Source organism: Psychroserpens luteus, from assembly GCF_015319355.1.
In the GTDB taxonomy this organism is placed as follows: Bacteria; Bacteroidota; Bacteroidia; order Flavobacteriales; family Flavobacteriaceae; genus Psychroserpens; species Psychroserpens luteus.
The window spans coordinates 59,948-78,008 of sequence record NZ_JADILU010000008.1 but is presented as its reverse complement, the minus strand read 5'-3'; the positions used below and the strand labels follow the sequence as shown (position 1 = coordinate 78,008).

19 protein-coding genes are annotated in these 18,061 nt (G+C 32.8%); 14 read left to right on the top strand and 5 right to left on the bottom strand.

Going from position 1 to position 18,061, the window contains the following annotated elements:
* The first annotated feature begins 297 nt into the window (after positions 1-297).
* The 9 genes from IM744_RS17550 to IM744_RS17510 all read left to right on the top strand — a co-directional run bounded on the left by IM744_RS17550 (position 298) and on the right by IM744_RS17510 (position 8,335).
* Complete coding sequence (locus IM744_RS17550) at positions 298-1,029, top strand: hypothetical protein (protein WP_194509479.1); 732 nt, start codon at positions 298-300, stop codon at positions 1,027-1,029.
* Positions 1,030-1,055: 26 nt separating this feature from the next.
* Positions 1,056-1,802, top strand: a complete 747-nt coding sequence (locus tag IM744_RS17545; RefSeq protein WP_194509478.1) for an electron transfer flavoprotein subunit beta/FixA family protein — start codon at positions 1,056-1,058, stop codon at positions 1,800-1,802.
* A gap of 22 nt (positions 1,803-1,824) precedes the next feature.
* Positions 1,825-2,787, top strand: coding sequence for an electron transfer flavoprotein subunit alpha/FixB family protein (locus tag IM744_RS17540; protein WP_194509477.1), 963 nt, complete (start codon positions 1,825-1,827; stop codon positions 2,785-2,787).
* A 115-nt stretch (positions 2,788-2,902) separates the two neighbouring features.
* Positions 2,903-3,517, top strand: coding sequence for a bifunctional nuclease family protein (locus tag IM744_RS17535; RefSeq protein WP_194509476.1), 615 nt, complete (start codon positions 2,903-2,905; stop codon positions 3,515-3,517).
* Between the two features lie 558 nt (positions 3,518-4,075).
* Complete coding sequence (locus tag IM744_RS17530) at positions 4,076-5,416, top strand: NupC/NupG family nucleoside CNT transporter (protein WP_379660191.1); 1,341 nt, start codon at positions 4,076-4,078, stop codon at positions 5,414-5,416.
* A 21-nt stretch (positions 5,417-5,437) separates the two neighbouring features.
* Positions 5,438-5,941, top strand: coding sequence for a DUF7738 domain-containing protein (locus tag IM744_RS17525; RefSeq protein ID WP_194509475.1), 504 nt, complete (start codon positions 5,438-5,440; stop codon positions 5,939-5,941).
* Between the two features lie 229 nt (positions 5,942-6,170).
* Entirely contained in the window at positions 6,171-6,995 is an 825-nt protein-coding gene (locus tag IM744_RS17520) for a thymidylate synthase (protein WP_194509474.1), read from the top strand.
* Between the two features lie 9 nt (positions 6,996-7,004).
* A complete protein-coding gene (locus IM744_RS17515; protein ID WP_194509473.1) occupies positions 7,005-7,826 on the top strand; it encodes an energy transducer TonB in 822 nt (273 codons plus the stop codon).
* 14 nt (positions 7,827-7,840) lie between these two features.
* Positions 7,841-8,335, top strand: coding sequence for an energy transducer TonB (locus tag IM744_RS17510; protein WP_194509472.1), 495 nt, complete (start codon positions 7,841-7,843; stop codon positions 8,333-8,335).
* 70 nt (positions 8,336-8,405) lie between these two features.
* Here IM744_RS17510 and IM744_RS17505 read toward each other — a convergent pair whose 3' ends face one another.
* Positions 8,406-8,705, bottom strand: a complete 300-nt coding sequence (locus IM744_RS17505; RefSeq protein ID WP_194509471.1) for an isoamylase early set domain-containing protein — start codon at positions 8,703-8,705, stop codon at positions 8,406-8,408.
* 300 nt (positions 8,706-9,005) lie between these two features.
* Here IM744_RS17505 and IM744_RS17500 point away from each other — a divergent pair, with 300 nt between their 5' ends.
* The 5 genes from IM744_RS17500 to lspA all read left to right on the top strand — a co-directional run bounded on the left by IM744_RS17500 (position 9,006) and on the right by lspA (position 14,066).
* Positions 9,006-9,935, top strand: a complete 930-nt coding sequence (locus tag IM744_RS17500) for a dihydrofolate reductase (RefSeq protein WP_194509470.1) — start codon at positions 9,006-9,008, stop codon at positions 9,933-9,935.
* A gap of 27 nt (positions 9,936-9,962) precedes the next feature.
* Positions 9,963-11,060 (top strand): hypothetical protein, encoded by a 1,098-nt coding sequence (locus IM744_RS17495; RefSeq protein ID WP_194509469.1) that lies wholly within the window; start codon positions 9,963-9,965, stop codon positions 11,058-11,060.
* Positions 11,057-12,610: an NAD(P)/FAD-dependent oxidoreductase gene (locus IM744_RS17490; protein WP_194509468.1), complete on the top strand. Its 1,554-nt coding sequence runs from the start codon at positions 11,057-11,059 to the stop codon at positions 12,608-12,610. The genes IM744_RS17495 and IM744_RS17490 overlap by 4 nt, the downstream gene beginning before the upstream one ends.
* 71 nt (positions 12,611-12,681) lie before the next feature.
* Entirely contained in the window at positions 12,682-13,575 is an 894-nt protein-coding gene (fabD, locus tag IM744_RS17485) for an ACP S-malonyltransferase (protein WP_194509467.1), read from the top strand.
* 5 nt (positions 13,576-13,580) lie between these two features.
* On the top strand, positions 13,581-14,066 hold the full coding sequence (lspA, locus tag IM744_RS17480; protein WP_194509466.1) for a signal peptidase II: 486 nt from the start codon (positions 13,581-13,583) through the stop codon (positions 14,064-14,066).
* 83 nt (positions 14,067-14,149) lie between these two features.
* Here the strand turns inward: lspA and IM744_RS17475 are convergent, their stop codons facing one another.
* The 4 genes from IM744_RS17475 to IM744_RS17460 all read right to left on the bottom strand — a co-directional run bounded on the left by IM744_RS17475 (position 14,150) and on the right by IM744_RS17460 (position 17,975).
* A complete protein-coding gene (locus tag IM744_RS17475; RefSeq protein ID WP_194509465.1) occupies positions 14,150-14,341 on the bottom strand; it encodes a hypothetical protein in 192 nt (63 codons plus the stop codon).
* A gap of 161 nt (positions 14,342-14,502) precedes the next feature.
* On the bottom strand, positions 14,503-15,786 hold the full coding sequence (locus IM744_RS17470; protein WP_194509464.1) for an amidohydrolase family protein: 1,284 nt from the start codon (positions 15,784-15,786) through the stop codon (positions 14,503-14,505).
* A gap of 10 nt (positions 15,787-15,796) precedes the next feature.
* Complete coding sequence (gene galE / locus IM744_RS17465; RefSeq protein WP_194509463.1) at positions 15,797-16,819, bottom strand: UDP-glucose 4-epimerase GalE; 1,023 nt, start codon at positions 16,817-16,819, stop codon at positions 15,797-15,799.
* Position 16,820: 1 nt separating this feature from the next.
* Positions 16,821-17,975, bottom strand: coding sequence for a DegT/DnrJ/EryC1/StrS family aminotransferase (locus IM744_RS17460; protein ID WP_194509462.1), 1,155 nt, complete (start codon positions 17,973-17,975; stop codon positions 16,821-16,823).
* Between the last annotated feature and the right edge of the window lie 86 nt (positions 17,976-18,061).

Below are 18,061 nucleotides of genomic sequence, written 5' to 3'. Positions count from 1 at the left end.
TAATAATTATTGATAATACTATCACATAAATATAGGTACGAAAACAGAAATCAAATACAATAAATACTATATGTCTGATAAATTCAGATTATTTTCTTCCGAAATGAGCCTCTCCGGAAAAATTTATAGGTCTTAATTTTACATATTTAATGATTTAAGACCTCAAAACTTATCATATTACTCATAAAAGGATGGAAAATCAAAATTTTATAAAATTTTATTATGCACGCATAGTAAAATTTGAAATTTTATAATTATCTTCGTGAACTTAAAATTCTAACTAAAAGATAATTTTAAATGAAAAAAAATATACTCTTAATCTGTATTGCTTTATTCTTTATAACTAAAGGATTTTCTCAAGACAAAAAAGTGGCAGTAGTAAGTTTTTATGGAGATAAAATCATTGGTTTTAGTGAACTAGGTTTAGGTGGTGAAGAACTTTTAGCAAGTGTATTAGAGCTAAGAGACAATCCAGATTTTGATTTAAAACCTATTATGGATCAATTTCATGACGAATTCTTTAATACGTATTCTAAGAAATTCCCATTTGAACTACTTCCAGAAACAGAAGTTACAACAAATGAAGAGTATATAGCATTCACGCCAAAATATGAAAAGAATGAAGATGAGCTTAAACGCTACATTGTTCATGATGGCTATAAATATATTCACGAAGGTTTTTTAGGTCAAGCCAATGAAGTAGCAACTGCTAACATGTTTAGCGACAAAGCAGATGGTGTTCTATTTGTTGAAGTTCATTTTGAACTTACCAAAGGCTTTGGTATTGGCGGTACTGCAACTGTTAAGATGAGAGCTTATGCTAGAATAGCACTATATGATAAGTCAGGAAAAAAAGTATTTGCTATAAATGAAGGCGCAAATTCAAAAAAGACAACAGTAATGGTTGGTGGAATTCCAGTAATGTCAACTAAAAAAATATTACCAATGTGTGAAAGCGCATTAGAAAAATTGATGAAAGACTTAGAAAAACGTCTTCCAAAAATTATTAAGAAAGCAGATAAATTATAATAAATATACACTCAAAATAATTCGATATGAAAATATTAGTATGTATTAGCCACGTACCTGATACGACTTCAAAAATTAATTTCACTGATGGCGACACAAAATTTGACACCAATGGTGTACAATATGTGATTAATCCAAACGACGAGTTTGGTTTAACTCGTGCTATGTGGTTTAAAGAAAAACAAGGTGCTCAAGTCACTGTTGTTAATGTTGGTGGACCAGAAACAGAACCTACACTTCGTAAAGCTTTAGCTATTGGAGCAGATGCTGCAATTAGAGTAAATACTGAAGCTAAAGACGGTTTTCAAGTTGCTAAAGAACTAGCAAATGTTGTTAGTGATGGTGGATTTGATTTAGTAATTGCTGGACGTGAGTCTATTGATTACAATGGCGGAATGGTTCCAGGAATGATAGCAGCTTTAACAAATGCTAACTTTGTAACTAACTGTATTAGCTTAGAAGTTGATGGTACAAATGCTACAGCAATTAGAGAAATTGATGGTGGTAAAGAAACTGTTGCAACAAGCTTGCCTTTAGTAATTGGCGGACAAAAAGGATTGGTTGAAGAAAGTGACCTTCGTATTCCTAACATGAGAGGAATTATGATGGCTCGTAAAAAACCATTATCTGTTGTTGAACCTATCAATGCTACTGCTGAAACTAATTCAGTTAAGTTTGAAAAACCAGTTCCAAAAGGTGCAGTTACTCTAGTAGATGCAGACAATCTTGATGAATTAATCAATTTACTTCACAACGAAGCAAAAGCGATTTAATTAACCCTTTAAAAGAAAAAACATGTCAGTTTTAGTATATACAGAATCAGAACAAGGAAAGTTCAAAAAAACAGCATTTGAAGTTGCATCTTACGCTAAAGCAGTTGCAGACCAAATGGGCACAACTGTTACAGCAATAACTATTAATGCAGCAGACACATCAGAGTTAGGAAACTATGGTGTTGATAAAGTATTAAATGTTAGTAATGGTGATTTAGACAAATTCAATGCCAACGCTTATGCAAGCGCTATAGCTCAAGCAGCTAAAAAAGAAGAAGCAAAAGTCGTTGTTGTAAGCTCTAGTGCAGATAGCAAATATTTAGCACCAATTCTTGCCATTGGTTTAGAAGCTGGTTACGCATCAAATGTTGTTGCAGTACCTTCTAGCACATCTCCTTTTACAGTAAAACGTTCAGCGTTTACAAATAAGGCTTTTAATATGACAACTATAGATACAGACATCAAAATAGTTGGTGTATCTAAAAACGCATTTGGTTTGGTAGAATCTAGCGGATCTGTTTCTTCGGAAGACTTTTCGCCAACATTACCAAGTCTAGGAGTAACAGTACAATCTGTAGATAAAGCAACAGATAAAGTGACTATTGCAGATGCTGAAATAGTTGTTTCTGCAGGTCGTGGACTTAAAGGTCCAGAAAACTGGGGAATGATAGAAGAACTAGCAGAAGTACTTGGAGCAGCAACAGCATGTTCTAAACCAGTATCAGATTTAGGATGGAGACCTCACAGTGAACACGTTGGTCAAACAGGAAAACCTGTAGCTGCAAACTTATACATTGCTATTGGTATTTCAGGAGCTATTCAACATTTAGCAGGTATTAATTCTTCAAAAATAAAAGTGGTTATCAATACAGATCCAGAAGCGCCTTTCTTTAAAGCTGCAGACTATGGAGTTGTTGGTGATGCCTTTGAGGTTGTACCAGCTTTGATTGAAAAATTAAAAGCTTTTAAGGCTCAAAACGCATAATTTTTTATAAATTGTAGCTTGAAAAGGGCTGTTTTGATTTGGTTCTTTAAACATAAATCTGCATTTTGCAGTTGTTAAAGTCCGAATTAAAACGGTTCTTTACGTTTTATAAATTATGAGTCTAGTTAGATTAAATATTAAAGGAATTTCATACAGCCAAACTCAAAATGGCGCGTATGCATTGATTCTGAATGAAGTAGATGGTGACCGTAAATTACCAATCGTTATTGGTGCTTTTGAAGCGCAGTCCATAGCGATTGCGTTAGAAAAAGAAATTAGACCTCCAAGACCTCTTACCCACGATTTATTTAAAAATTTTGCAGATCGTTTTGATATTGTTGTCAAACAAGTCATTATCCACAAATTAGTTGATGGTGTATTTTACTCCAGTTTAATTTGTGAACGCGATAAAATTGAAGAAATCATAGATGCTAGAACCAGTGATGCTATTGCTTTAGCATTGCGTTTTAAAGCACCTATATTTACCTATAAAAATATCTTAGACAAAGCTGGTATTTATCTTAAAGTCAATCCTAAAAAGGATGGCGAAGAGCAAGATCAAGATTCTATTCTTGTAGATGACATGGTCGTTGAAGAGATAGAAGCAAGTATCCAAGATAATTATATGGATAAATCACTTCAAGAATTACACACACTCTTAGATGAAGCTGTCAATAATGAAGACTACGAAAAAGCAGCTAAGATTAGAGACGAAATTGACAAACGATAATACAGTTTTATTATGAAACGAGCATATAAAATTTTATCACTTAAGAGAATGATTTATCGCGAACAGCATGTGACCATTGAAAAAAATAAATATAAACACATGAAACATTTTCTTCTAGCTATTGCAGCTATTTTTTTTGGTATTACATTGACTTTTGGTCAAGATACTCAAGAAATTTCAACAGACAGTCTGCCTAAAGTAGTAAAATTTCAAGATATTAAAAACAATGCCAAAGAAGTTAATTTGGTTATTAACAATTGGCAATTATTATCACACGAAACTTTTGACAATTATCCAAATGATAAAACTGGTGATATTGATTTCAATAAAGGTAAAGAGTTTTTAAATCTTGGCAAAAATGGAGAATACGAATCGATTTTAAACAATAATTTCAACAAAGGGTTTTGGCTTCAGAATAATAACTTAATAGTTTTTAAGCAGAAAGTTCCAACGACAGTAGATGTTTATTATGAGATTGTAAGTAAAAAAGAAACAGAATTAATTTTAAAAAATTCTAATGATGTTTTCACATTTATATCAGATAAGCATCCTAGCTTTATTGCTCAAGGAGAAGCTATAGACGACATAGTAAAAAGTCAAGGTTATAGTTTCAATAGTATTTGGCGTGGCGTATTAGGTATGATAACTTTACTTGTCATTGCCTTTTTATTTAGTAGTAATAGAAAAGGTATCAATTGGAAAACAGTTGCAATTGGCTTAGCATTTCAACTAATCATTGCAATCTGCGTTTTACAAGTTGATTTTGTAAAGGATATTTTTGAATCAATAGGTCAAGTTTTCATAAATATACTTGACTTTACTAGAGCTGGAAGTGAGTTCTTATTTAGTGGTGTAATGGATATTAATTCCTATGGTTTCATATTCGCTTTTCAAGTACTACCAACTATTATCTTTTTCTCAGCATTAACCTCTGTTTTATTCTACTTAGGAATCATTCAAAAAGTAGTAAAAGCAATGGCTTGGTTGCTATCTAAAACGCTTAAAATATCAGGTGCAGAAAGTCTAAGTGTAGCTGGAAACATATTTTTAGGTCAAACAGAAGCACCTCTTTTAATCAAGGCATACCTTGAGAAAATGAATAAATCAGAAATGCTTTTAGTTATGATTGGTGGTATGGCAACAGTTGCTGGAGCTGTGCTTGCAGCATACATTGGGTTTTTAGGTGGTGAAGATGAAGCCTTACGTTTGTTCTATGCAAAGCATTTATTAGCAGCTTCTGTTATGGCAGCACCTGGAGCAATTGTGATTTCAAAAATTCTATACCCTCAAACAGAAAAAGTGAATACTGATGTGGCTGTTTCGAAAGAAAAAATAGGTTCAAACATTTTAGATGCTATTGCTAATGGTACTACCGAAGGTCTAAAATTAGCTGTTAATGTAGGTGCAATGTTACTTGTATTTGTTGCCTTTATTGCTATGGCAAATGGTATTCTAGGTTGGGTTGGAGACATTACAAATTTAAACGATTGGGTAGCTGGAAACACAGCTTACCAAAGTTTATCTCTCGAACTTATTCTAGGTTATATTTTTGCTCCATTAATGTGGTTAATTGGTGTTGCTACGGAAGACATGGCGCTTATGGGACAACTCTTAGGTATTAAATTAGCAGCTAGTGAATTTATAGGCTACATTCAATTAGCAGATCTTAAGAACGCAGCAAATGCGACGCATTTAAAATATGAGAAATCAATTATTATGGCAACCTATATGCTTTGTGGCTTTGCCAACTTTGCATCCATTGGTATTCAAATTGGTGGTATTGGTTCTTTGGCTCCTGGTCAACGTAAAACCTTATCTAAATTTGGAATGAAAGCTTTAATTGGTGGCACTCTGGCTTCGTTGATTTCTGCTACTATTGCTGGAATGATTATAGGATAGAAAAAACTAAATAAAAATAAAATGAAAATCTTTACAATTATCGCTATCGTATTCTTAAATGTGACTTTTGCACAAACAAATGTTGAGATAGAATTCACCAAAGATAAAGAAGTAGTGCTTAACGAAACAACATTAAATACTAACACATCATTAGAAGAGATCACAAAAATATTGGGCACTCCAACGGTTTATAAAGAATATCCTACTGGGAAAATTAATTACCATTACAAGGAGCATGGTATATCTATTCACACCGTTAAAGACAAATTAATATTTATAGGATTAAACTTTAATTGGGATGGTGATAAAAATTTCCCTGAAACATCATACTCTGGCACTTTTAAAATTGATGAGTTATCAATAGACAAAATATCTAATAATTCTATAATTGATAACATTAAATTTGTTGATATAGTAGCTGTTATGCCTAATTTATATATGTCAAATCCAAAAGTAGAATCAACACCAATCGTCATTGGATTTAAAGACAATTTAATAACTCAAATTGGTTTTGAATTTCACTAATTAAAATTAGAATATAGTTAATAACTTTTAATATTATAAAGGGTTGAAATCGTAAAGATTCAACCCTTATTTTTTACTTTTATTTTCTGAAATTTTACGTTTAATTAAAAGAGTTTTCCGTTGTCACAGAAAGTGAACAAGAAATGAACAGACTAGAGAAATTCGTATACATAGAATTTATTTTTTTGCGAATTACACCTGAGCACTAAAACACAATTGACATTAACAGATGAAACAATACCACGACTTAGTAAAGCACGTTTTAGAACAAGGAAACGAAAAAGGAGATCGTACAGGAACAGGAACAAAAAGTGTTTTTGGACATCAAATGCGATTTGACTTGAGTGAAGGTTTCCCAATGGTGACTACTAAAAAATTGCACTTAAAATCTATCATTTATGAATTATTATGGTTTTTAAAAGGAGATACTAATATTAAATACCTAACGGAAAACGGAGTTAAAATCTGGAATTCTTGGGCTGATGAAAATGGAGATTTAGGTCCAGTATATGGTCATCAATGGCGCAATTGGAACAATGATGATATTGACCAAATAAAAGATGTTATAGAAACGCTTAAAAACAATCCTAATAGTCGTCGTATGATGGTGTCTGCTTGGAACCCGTCTGTAATGCCAGACACATCAAAATCATTCTCAGAGAACGTTGCGAATGGTAAAGCAGCTTTACCTCCTTGTCATGCATTCTTTCAGTTTTATGTTGCTGATGGTAAATTATCATGTCAGCTATACCAACGTAGTGCAGATATATTTTTAGGCGTCCCTTTCAATATTGGGTCTTATGCATTGTTCACTATGATGATTGCACAAGTTTGTGGTTATGAAGCTGGAGAATTTATACACACTTTTGGTGATGCTCATATTTATAGCAATCATTTTGAACAATTAGAATTGCAACTATCAAGAGACATCAGACCATTACCTAAAATGAAATTGAATCCTGATGTAAAAGATATTTTCGAATTTAAGTTTGAAGATTTCACTTTAGAGGATTATAATCCGCATCCACACATCAAAGGTACTGTTGCTGTTTAAAATAATTATATGAAATACTACATTTTTATTATATCCATCTTATGTGGAATGCTTGTTCATGCGCAAGAAAAAACAATAAGTCAATCTGAGTTAGATTCTTTATCAAATAAAAGTGATTCAAAAGTATTACATGTTATTGAAAACGTCCCTATTTATAAAGGCTGCAAAAGAGAAGACGGAAATGCAAATAAAAAGAAGTGTATGTCTCAGAAAATTGCAATGCTTTTTCATAATGAATTCAACACGACACTACCCAAAGGCTCAGAAATTGAAGCTGGGCTTAAGCGTATTGTAGTCATTTTTAAGGTTGGAAAAGATGGTAAAGTTATAGACATAGATTCTAACGCAGAAGATGAATTCTTAAGAGATGAAGCCAAACGTGTTGCTCAAATGATTCCACAAATGACACCAGGAATGCAAAGAGGTGAACCTGTTATTGTACCCTATGCGCTTCCTCTAAGAGTAGAAATGAATAATTACACAGATAAAGATTTAAGATATCCTATTTATAGAGGTTGTGATAAAGAACCCACTAATGCAGAATTAGAGACATGCTCTAAACGAAAAATAACGAACTTTATTAAAATGAGTTTTGATATTGAAATGGCAAGTCGTGCATTACCTTTGGCGAGATCAACTCAATTTCTTTTAGAATTTACAATTAGTAAAAACGGAAAAATAAAAAACATAAACGCAAAAGCAAATCATAAAGCCATAGCTATTGAAGCCATTAACGTCGCTAAACGTCTTCCAAAATTTAAGGCACCAAGAACGCTTAATGGTAAACCTGTTGATACGCCTTTCAAATTATTAATGACTGTTTATTTTTAAATAACAATTTTACCATGAAAGTATTTTGCACCTTATTTTTCATACTTATTTTTGCTTTGTCTTATGCTCAAGACAGTATTCCTAAATCTGAATTGCCAGTAAAATTGATACAGCAAGATGGAAAAATCAAAGTAGTTCCTTTTGCAACAGTAGAAAAAGTTCCTGTTTATATGGGTTGTGAAGAACAGCTCTCAAATGAAGAGCTAAAAAAATGTATGAGTGATAAAATCACTTTGTTTATTCATAAGAAATTCAATGCTAATGTTGCAAAGAGATTAAAACTCAATAAAAAAGATGTAAGGATAACCGTGCTCTTCAAAATTAATGAACATGGAGACATTGAAAATATTATGGCAAGAGGACCACATCCTAAATTAGAACAAGAAGCTACTAGAGTTGTAAAATCTTTACCTAAAATGTCAAAACCAGGAATGCAAGATGGCAAACCAGTGATTGTTCCATATATGTTACCAATTCTTGTTACTCAAAAAAAACGTTCAAGTAACTAAAGAAAATATAATTAAATAAAAAGAGCCTTCTAAATTTAGAAAGCTCTTTTTAATCTGTCAAAACGGATAATTACACGTTTAAAACACCATTCTCTGCACCTGCAAAATCGCTCCATGCGTAAGCATCTGCTTGGTCATCGTTGATGTAAGTTCCATCAACAACATATCTAAACTCATAAGAGTTGTCTTTTTCTAAATCTACAGTTCCTTTAAAAGTTCCGTTTTTTAATTTTTTAAGTTGAACAGCTTTCTTCTCATTCCATTCATTGAATGATCCTACTACTGATACTTTTTTTGCTTCCTCTGCTGGTAATGAAAATGTTACCTTACAAACAGGCTTGCTTTTTAAAAATTGTTTTGTAATTGCCATAATACTTATGAATTAATTTCTTGGTCAAATGTATAAAAGAATCATTGATACTCAAACGCATACCTTATAGCAAAATAAAGAATTATCATTTTCTTAATGAATGAGGACTAATAATTCTAACTATTAAAAAAAAAGCGCCTTAATTTAAGATATCTATAATAAAAATAACCACTCTTATATCTTGATTTTCATTAAGTTAAATACGATAACGTTTTCGTGTTTTATTGTTTTCCGAAGAAAAAAATAATTACAACGTTTACGTTAAAAACTGTAACTTTACATTTATAACTATTTTGATTTATGTTCGGAAAAAAGAAAACAATTCCACAGATAGATAAAGAGCAATTAGCGCTAATTAAATATGCAGAGAAACGCATTAAACAAAAACGACGTGTTTATGTTCATTTTGTTGTGTTTTTAATAGGTGCTGTCTTTTTAATTTTAGCAAATACTGTTTTAGGTATTGGCAAAGATTTTACCATAGCTGGACTCGATTGGTTCGTTATTGCCATTGTTATATGGTTAGCATTTTTCATCTATCACTTTGTGAGTGTTTTTATAACTCATAAATTTATGGGTAAGGACTGGGAAGACCAACAACGAGAAACACTCGTTGCTAAACAGAAAGAACGTATAGAAAAAATAAAACAACAGCTTTTAAAAGAGGAAACCGAAATTGCAAAAACTGAAGTATTTAATGATACTTTAATTGAGCAAACGCCAACCGAAAAAAAAAAAACTGAGCGCACCATCATTGTAGCTGCAGGAGATGACAATGCCATTGGTAAGGATAATGATTTAATTTGGCATTTAAGTGATGACCTAAAACGCTTTAAATCCTTAACAAATGGACATTGTATAATCATGGGACGGAAGACTTTTGAGAGTTTCCCAAAACCATTGCCTAATCGTACACATATTGTGATTACTAGACAAAACAATTACAAAGCTCCTGATGGTATCATTGTTGTCAATAACATGGAAGATGCGCTTGATGCTGCTAGAAACGACAAACAACCTTTTATCATTGGTGGTGGAGAAATCTACAAACAATCTATGGGTTTAGCAGATAGGATTGAAATCACTCGTGTGCATCACAAATTTCCAGATGCTGACACTTATTTTCCAGAGATTGATATGTCAAAGTGGAAAGAAACTGCTAGAAAAGAACATTCAAAGGATGACAAGCATGAGTTTTCGTTTACTTTTTTGACTTATGTGAGGAAGTAACATCTAAATTTAAATCAATCCCTAATTATGAGGTTCTTTCTATCTTCTGTACTATTTATCATGCTTGGTCATATTTATGCTCAAAACTCTAACCCATATATTATTGACAATATATTACATGTCGATTACAAAGATCTTGCTGAGTTAAGAATTGACTCATCATATATACATGAAATTAAATTCATCACTAGTTCTAAAGATCTCAGCAATCTTGGTTTTCCAAATAAAGATAGTATCGTTTCCATAACTACGAAAGCTTACTTTAAGAGATCTGATAGCTTAAAAAACATACCTTCAACCAATAATATGGTAAATCAAAATGGCATCTGGTTAATTGATAACAAACCATATAACGGAAAATATATTAATTACCATCTTAATGGATTAAAAAAAAATGAAGGCAATATAAAAGCAGGTAAAATTGATGGTTTGCTTTATGAATATTGGGACACTGGAGAATTGAAAACCAAAATCACTATTCGTGATAATATTCAAAATGGTGAGTATTTAGCCTATTATAAAAATAGCAATCTTCGTGTTAAAAGGTATTTTCTTAATAATTCAAATGTTGGTACTTCTGAGTTTTATTACCCAAATGGAGCGTTGAATTCAACTTCCATTTATAAAAATAAAAATTTTAGAATCAACGAAAAACAATATTACTCTAATGGCACTTTTAAAGATTTAGATAGAAGCAAGTACAAATTAGTCTTGAAATTTTTAGAGTTTGTTTCTAAAAAAACAGAAGGAGAATATCGTTTATATCCTGATAAAACAAAAAACGTATCCAAACTTAATAGTTACATCAAGAAATTTTCTAAAAAAATTGAGGTAGATCAAAGTTATGATGAGTATTACTCTTCAAGAGGTGAAGCATACACATTAAAAGGTGATTTTGAAAATGCTTTAACAGACTTGGATAAAGCATTAGAAATAGAGCCATTCAATTATAAAGCTCAGTTTGTACGAGCGCATATTCTACTCAAAAAATATGAAAATTCAAATAATATTCCATCAATCGACAAGAAGAAAATTTGTAATGCACTTTCTAAATATATAGTAGACGACGTTCATCGACTTGGCAACTCAACAATAAATAAACTTACAGAAATCTGTAGTAAATGATCAAACAACTCCAACTCCGCATTAATTTACATGAAGAAGGAAAACCAAATGGATTGCTTTATAAAGCAGCTTATGATTTGGATGTAAAATCTTCAGAAATTACTGGAATTAAAATTCTTAGGAAGTCAATTGATGCTCGTAAGTCGCGTATCATGTTCAACTATAAGGTAGAGGTTTACATTAATGAGCCAATGCCTGAAACTTCGGCTTACGTATTTGATTACAAAGATGTTTCTAAAGCAAAACCAATTCATATCATCGGTTTTGGACCTGCAGGAATGTGGGCAGCTTTGCGATGTATTGAACTTGGATTCAAACCCATCGTTTTAGAACGTGGTAAAAATGTACAAGATAGACGACGTGACATCAAAGCCATTAATCAAAATCACTTTGTCAATGAAGACTCTAATTATTGCTTTGGAGAAGGTGGTGCTGGTACGTATAGCGACGGAAAATTATATACTAGAAGTCTCAAGCGTGGTGATGTAAGAAAGATCTTTGAAAACCTAGTATTTCATGGCGCAACAGATCAAATCTTAGTTGATGCACATCCACATATCGGAACAAATAAGCTTCCAAAAGTAGTGCAAAATATTCGTGAAACGATCTTGAAATATGGTGGTGAAATTCACTTTGAAACACGTGTGACAGATTTCAATATTAAAAATAATAAGATTAAATCTCTAACACTTCAAAACGGAAATGAGTTAGATATTGAAAAGGTGATTTTAGCAACAGGACATTCTGCTCGTGATATTTATTATTTACTAAATGAGAAAAATATTCAGTTACAAGCAAAATCATTTGCCATGGGAGTTCGTGTGGAACATCCACAACAAATTATTGACGAAATTCAATACCACTGTAAAGGCGAACAAAGAGATGAGTTATTGCCTGCAGCTTCATATAGTTTAGTAAACCAAGTCAACGACAGAGGTGTGTATTCATTTTGTATGTGTCCTGGCGGATTTATTGTACCTGCAGCAACTGCAAATGGAGAAGTCGTAGTCAATGGTATGTCACCTTCAAGACGTAATAACGAGTTCGCTAATTCTGGTATTGTTGTAGAAATTAACGCAGATAGAGACCTATTTAAATATGAACAACATGGTGTTTTAAAAGGTTTAGAATATCAAAAAGATTTAGAACGTTTAGCATTTACATCTGGTGGAAGATCACAATCTGCACCTGCACAACGACTCACAGATTTTGTAGAAGGTCGATTATCTAATGATTTAAATTCTACCTCATACCAACCAGGATTAAAATCTGCTCCACTACACTCTTTATTACCAAAATTAATTGGAGGTTCTCTTCGGAAGGGTTTTAAAGCCTTTGGAGAAAAAATGCACGGTTATTACACTGCTGAAGCTAATGTTGTTGGTGTGGAATCTAGAACCTCATCTCCTGTCAATATCCCAAGAAACGAAAATTTAGCACATCCCGAAATAACAAACTTATTCCCATGTGGTGAAGGTGGTGGTTATGCTGGTGGAATCGTTTCTGCAGCCATGGATGGCGAACGATGTGCTGAGGCTGCTTGTGTTTAACTTTTTCTTCGGAAATCGGCAGTTTTCAGTAAAATAATTATTCCTATTTTTGCAGCTTAAATTTGATTACTATGAACGCATATATATTTCCAGGTCAAGGTGCTCAATTCTCAGGAATGGGACTTGATTTATACGAAAACTCACCATTAGCTCAAGAGCTATTTGAAAAAGCAAATTCTATTTTGGGTTTTCACATCACAGACATTATGTTTGAGGGTTCTGCAGAAGACTTAAAAGAAACTAAGGTAACACAACCTGCCATATTTTTACACTCTGTTATATTAGCTAAAACTCTTGGAGACAGTTTTAAACCAGATATGGTTGCTGGTCATTCACTAGGAGAATTTTCTGCATTAGTTGCTGCTGGAGCATTAACTTTTGAAGATGGTTTGAAACTCGTTTCTCAACGTGCGCAAGCCATGCAAAAAGCATGTGAATTACAACCAAGTACAATGGCTGCTGTTTTAGGATTGGATGATGACATCGTAGAAAAAGTTTGCGCTACAACAGAAGGTGTTGTCGTTGCTGCAAATTATAACTGTCCTGGTCAATTAGTGATTTCGGGAGATGTAGATGCTATCAATAAAGCCTGTGAAACTTTGAAAGAAGAAGGCGCTCGTCGTGCTTTGGTACTTCCAGTTGGAGGTGCTTTTCATTCGCCTTTAATGGAACCAGCTAGAGAAGAATTGGCTGCAGCAATAGAAAATACAACATTTAGCAAACCTAATTGCCCAATATATCAAAACGTTACTGCTACTGCGATAACCGATGAAAATGAAATTAAAGCAAATTTAATTTTGCAACTAACAGCTCCTGTGCGTTGGACTCAGTCTGTGCAACAAATGATTGCAGATGGTGCTTCTCATTTTACAGAAGTTGGTCCTGGTAAAGTATTACAAGGATTAGTAAAAAAAATCAATAGAGAAGCACAAACTGCTTCAGCAACATTAGGACCTAACGCATAATTTTTATGAAAATATCTAGAAACATAGGTATCATTCTTCTTATAATTTTAAATATTGCTATTGACCAAATTTCAAAAATCATAGTAAGAGATTCAATTGATCCTAGTGAGCGCATTAACGTTATTGGTGATTTTTTCCAAATGATGAATGTTGAGAATACTGGTGCATTTTTAGGAATGGGAAGTGATATGAACCCAACTTTAAAACTCATTTTCCTTCTCATTTTACCTGTTGGAGTTCTTGGATACCTTATTTATTATACCATAACAAACAAAATGCTTGATAAGGTTAGTATTGTTGCTTTAAGCTGTATAGCTGGAGGCGGTATTTCAAATGTATTTGATAGAATAGCTTTTGGATCTGTTACAGATTTTTTCTACTTACACATAAATGACACTCTAAGAACTGGTATTTTTAATGTTGCAGATATGTCTGTAACCTTTGGAATGCTTACGCTATTATTCACGATAATATTCGCTAAAAAAAAGTGATACCATTTTTAGTTAAAACTATCTCAATAAGAAATAGAATGAAATAATAAAAAAACCTCTTCAAATTTGAAGAGGTTTTTTTATTATTTTGCTAAACTTATATTTTCACAGTCTTTAATTTTACCGTAGTACGTTTCTCGATATTTATGAACTGTTTTGTAAGGGATACTCAAGAATTGTTTCTTAATATATGTTACGTTTGTTGTCAATACACCCATTCTTTTTGTGAACCTGGCTTCTGGCTTAGTTTCTCTTTTAATACTAATCAATTTCATTGGTTTTCATTTATCATTAGCTCCAAAGAAACAAAGACGAACGACCAACACCAAGTTTTAAACATTAAATCATTGTTAATCAATTTGTTAAATATAAGACCCTTAAGAAAAAGGTGTTATTGTTGTCATATTTATAATTAATTGGTCTTAAATTATGAAATTTACAATTCGTTTTTATAGACTTTTCCTTCTTTCATGACGAAAATCACGTGTTCCATCGTAGAAATGTTTTTTGTAGGATCTTCATCTATTGCAATTATATCTGCAATAAACCCTGCTTTTATTTGCCCCAATTGATTCTCCATATCTAGTAACTTAGCATTCGTTACTGTTGCACTTTGTAAGGAAAACATTGGTGACCATCCAGCATCAACCATGTATCGAAATTCTTTAGCATTATCTCCATGAGGAAACACACCAGCATCTGTTCCAAAGGCTATGGGAACACCTTCACTAATGACCATTTTTATAGTTTTATCCAAAATAGCCATAGTACTTGTTATTTTAGGGATAATCACATCAGGATAATAATTTGGAATCTTTGCCTTCTCCTCTACATAACGTCCAGCAGATAAAGTTGGCACCATATAGCAATTGTTTTGTTTCATTAAAGTAGCAACTTCTTTATCCATAAATGATCCATGTTCTATCGTTTGAACACCAGCTAATACAGCACGTTTCATACCTTCTTTACCGTGAGCGTGAGCTGCTACATTCATTCCATATTCTTTAGCTGTTTTTACAATCTCATTAACTTCTTCTTGAGTAAATTGAGCGTTTGCACCATTTTTAGCTACACTTAGAACACCACCTGTTGCTGTAATTTTTATGAGGTCTGCTCCATTTTTATAGCGTTGTCTCACTGCTTTTCTAGCATCTTCAGGACTATTGATTACACCTTCGTCTGGTCCAGGATCTCCCATTAAATCTTTTCTCATTCCGTTTGTTGGATCTGCATGTCCTCCTGTTGTTCCTATTGCTTTTTCAGCAGTAAAAATTCGAGGTCCAGGTACTTTTCCGTTAGCAGTAGCATCACGCAGTGACACATTTACACCACTACCTCCAAGATCTCTAACCGTTGTAAAACCTGCCATTAATGTTCTTTTAGCTATTTCTGCGGAAGTAAATGCGACATCTGCTTCATTCTTAGTAAACGTCTCTAAATATCTTGTCGGACTTGTTTCACCTTCAAGATGAACATGCATATCTATAAGTCCAGGCATAACCGTTTTTGATTTTAGATCGATGATTTTATCTTCTGAAGTCTTTCCGTTCACATATCCATTTTCAATAGAAACAATTTTATTTCCAGAAATAATAATCGTTTTTTCTTTTAAAATAGTCCCATTTTTTGTATCAATAACTTTTCCGCAGTGCAAATAAGTATCCTGTCCAGTTACTGAAATCGTCAGTAAAAGGATAATAAGTTGTAATACTCTTTTCATTATATATAGTTTATAAATTTCTTATTTTCTGTTCCCATTTCCATGCTGAACCAATAGCATCATTAAGAGAAGACTTAGCTTTCCAACCTAAGACAGTATTTGCTTTTTCTGTATCTGCGAAAGCAGAAATCACATCACCTTCACGTCTTGGAGCAAATTTATAGTTTAGAGATTGGTTAGATACATTATCAAAAGCAGTAATCACTTCTAAAACCGAACTACCAACTCCTGTACCTACATTAAAAGTCTCAAAATTTGAATCATTTTTATTATCGAGTAAACGCTGTAAAGCAATTACATGTGCTTTTGCTAAATCTACAACGTGAATATAATCTCGTATACATGTACCGTCTGGAGTAGGGTAATCATTTCCAAAAACAGATAAACTTTCCCTTAGTCCAGCACCTGTTTGTGTTATATATGGTACTAGATTTTGTGGGACTCCAATTGGCAACTCTCCTATATTTGCACTTGGGTGTGCTCCTATTGGGTTAAAATATCGCAGCGCAATTGCATTTAAATTTGGACTTACTTTACACGTATCTGTTATAATTTCTTCACCTACTTGTTTAGTGTTTCCGTAAGGAGATTCTGCAGGTTGCGTTGGAGCTTCTTCTGTAATTGGCATTTTCTCTGCTTGACCATATACTGTACACGAAGAGCTAAAAATAAAGTTGGACTCTTTTAAATTGAGCACCTCTTTAAGCATGTAAATAAGTGTATTTAAATTGTTCTCGTAATAAAGCAGTGGATTTTCAACACTTTCTCCTACAGCTTTACTAGCTGCAAAATGAATGACACCAGAAATATCATTGTGCTTTTTGAAAAAGTTTTCTACTGAAGATTTTTCCTTTAAATCTAATTTCTCAAAAAAGGGCTTTTTATTTGTAATAGATGTGATTCCATCTAAGACGCTTTCCGAAGAATTTGATAAATCATCAATTATAACAACTTCAAAACCTTCATTTTGAAGTTCAACAACTGTATGAGAACCTATAAAACCCAGTCCTCCTGTTACAAGAATTTTTTTCATATTAAGAATTAATAAAGTTAATGACTGTTGATGTAATAAACTCAATTTGTTCGTCATCTAACTCTGTGTGCATAGGTAATGAAATCACCTCTTTAACTAGTTGATTGGTCACTTTAAAATCTGCTTCATTGTAACGCTCATCTAAATATGCTTTTTGACGATGCAAAGGAATTGGATAATAAACTCCACAAGGAATCCCTTTATCATTTAAGTGTTTTACCAAAGCATCACGATCACTATTTATGATACGTAATGTGTATTGATGAAATACGTGACAATCACAATTATCGCAAATCCCATTACACACGTCTTGACCTGTAGGTGTAATTATATTTGCTTGTTCCTTAAAAGCCTTATTATATGCTCTTGCAGCATTTTGCCTCGCTTTATTATAAGTATCTAATCGTTTTAATTTTATATTTAAAATCGCTGCTTGAATAGAGTCTAATCTAGAGTTTACACCTACAACATCATGATGGTAGCGCTCGTACATACCATGATTAACAATACCTTTAATAGTATGTGCTAAATCATCATCATTGGTGAAAATCGCACCTCCATCTCCATAACAACCTAGATTTTTTGATGGAAAAAATGATGTTGAAGCAACATGACCAATAGTTCCTGCTTTAGCTTTTTCTCCATTACTATATGTATATGTAGAGCCAATTGCTTGAGCATTATCTTCTATAACAAACAAATCATGCTCTTTAGCAATTTGCATGATTGCTTCCATATTGGCACACATACCAAATAAATGAACTGGTACAATGGCTTTTGTTTTAGGTGTAATTGCTTTTTTAATAGCGTCAATATCAATATTAAAATTTACAGGATCTACATCCACCAAAACCGGAGTTAATTGTAGAAGTGCTATTACCTCAACGGTTGCTGCAAAGGTAAAATCTGCAGTGATGACTTCATCTCCTGGTTTTAGACCCAATCCCATCATGGCTATTTGCAACGCATCTGTTCCATTTGCGCAAGGAATCACATGTTTTACTCCTAAATAGGATTCTAAATTTTTCTGAAACTCATGAACTTTAGGTCCATTGATATAAGCTGTAGAATCTAATACCTCTAAAACAGAACTATCGACCTCATCTTTTATTTTGCTATATTGACCTTTAAGGTCAACCATTTGAATTTTTTTCATAGGTAACGAATTTACGAAATTCATTAGCATTAAGCAATGAATTTATTTCAAAGAACCCTATTTTAGCATGAATAATAGAATTTAAG

What these genes read in the sequence shown, in the direction of transcription:
- galE (WP_194509463.1), bottom strand. Translation starts at nt 16,819, where the DNA reads ATGAAAAAAATTCTTGTAACAGGAGGACTGGGTTTTATAGGTTCTCAT.
- IM744_RS17510 (WP_194509472.1), top strand. Translation starts at nt 7,841, where the DNA reads ATGAAAGTATTTTGCACCTTATTTTTCATACTTATTTTTGCTTTGTCT.
- IM744_RS17490 (WP_194509468.1), top strand. Translation starts at nt 11,057, where the DNA reads ATGATCAAACAACTCCAACTCCGCATTAATTTACATGAAGAAGGAAAA.
- lspA (WP_194509466.1), top strand. Translation starts at nt 13,581, where the DNA reads ATGAAAATATCTAGAAACATAGGTATCATTCTTCTTATAATTTTAAAT.
- IM744_RS17545 (WP_194509478.1), top strand. Translation starts at nt 1,056, where the DNA reads ATGAAAATATTAGTATGTATTAGCCACGTACCTGATACGACTTCAAAA.
- IM744_RS17470 (WP_194509464.1), bottom strand. Translation starts at nt 15,786, where the DNA reads ATGAAAAGAGTATTACAACTTATTATCCTTTTACTGACGATTTCAGTA.
- IM744_RS17550 (WP_194509479.1), top strand. Translation starts at nt 298, where the DNA reads ATGAAAAAAAATATACTCTTAATCTGTATTGCTTTATTCTTTATAACT.
- IM744_RS17515 (WP_194509473.1), top strand. Translation starts at nt 7,005, where the DNA reads ATGAAATACTACATTTTTATTATATCCATCTTATGTGGAATGCTTGTT.
- IM744_RS17475 (WP_194509465.1), bottom strand. Translation starts at nt 14,341, where the DNA reads ATGAAATTGATTAGTATTAAAAGAGAAACTAAGCCAGAAGCCAGGTTC.
- IM744_RS17460 (WP_194509462.1), bottom strand. Translation starts at nt 17,975, where the DNA reads ATGAAAAAAATTCAAATGGTTGACCTTAAAGGTCAATATAGCAAAATA.
- fabD (WP_194509467.1), top strand. Translation starts at nt 12,682, where the DNA reads ATGAACGCATATATATTTCCAGGTCAAGGTGCTCAATTCTCAGGAATG.
- IM744_RS17540 (WP_194509477.1), top strand. Translation starts at nt 1,825, where the DNA reads ATGTCAGTTTTAGTATATACAGAATCAGAACAAGGAAAGTTCAAAAAA.
- IM744_RS17525 (WP_194509475.1), top strand. Translation starts at nt 5,438, where the DNA reads ATGAAAATCTTTACAATTATCGCTATCGTATTCTTAAATGTGACTTTT.
- IM744_RS17505 (WP_194509471.1), bottom strand. Translation starts at nt 8,705, where the DNA reads ATGGCAATTACAAAACAATTTTTAAAAAGCAAGCCTGTTTGTAAGGTA.
- IM744_RS17495 (WP_194509469.1), top strand. Translation starts at nt 9,963, where the DNA reads ATGAGGTTCTTTCTATCTTCTGTACTATTTATCATGCTTGGTCATATT.
- IM744_RS17500 (WP_194509470.1), top strand. Translation starts at nt 9,006, where the DNA reads ATGTTCGGAAAAAAGAAAACAATTCCACAGATAGATAAAGAGCAATTA.
- IM744_RS17535 (WP_194509476.1), top strand. Translation starts at nt 2,903, where the DNA reads ATGAGTCTAGTTAGATTAAATATTAAAGGAATTTCATACAGCCAAACT.
- IM744_RS17520 (WP_194509474.1), top strand. Translation starts at nt 6,171, where the DNA reads ATGAAACAATACCACGACTTAGTAAAGCACGTTTTAGAACAAGGAAAC.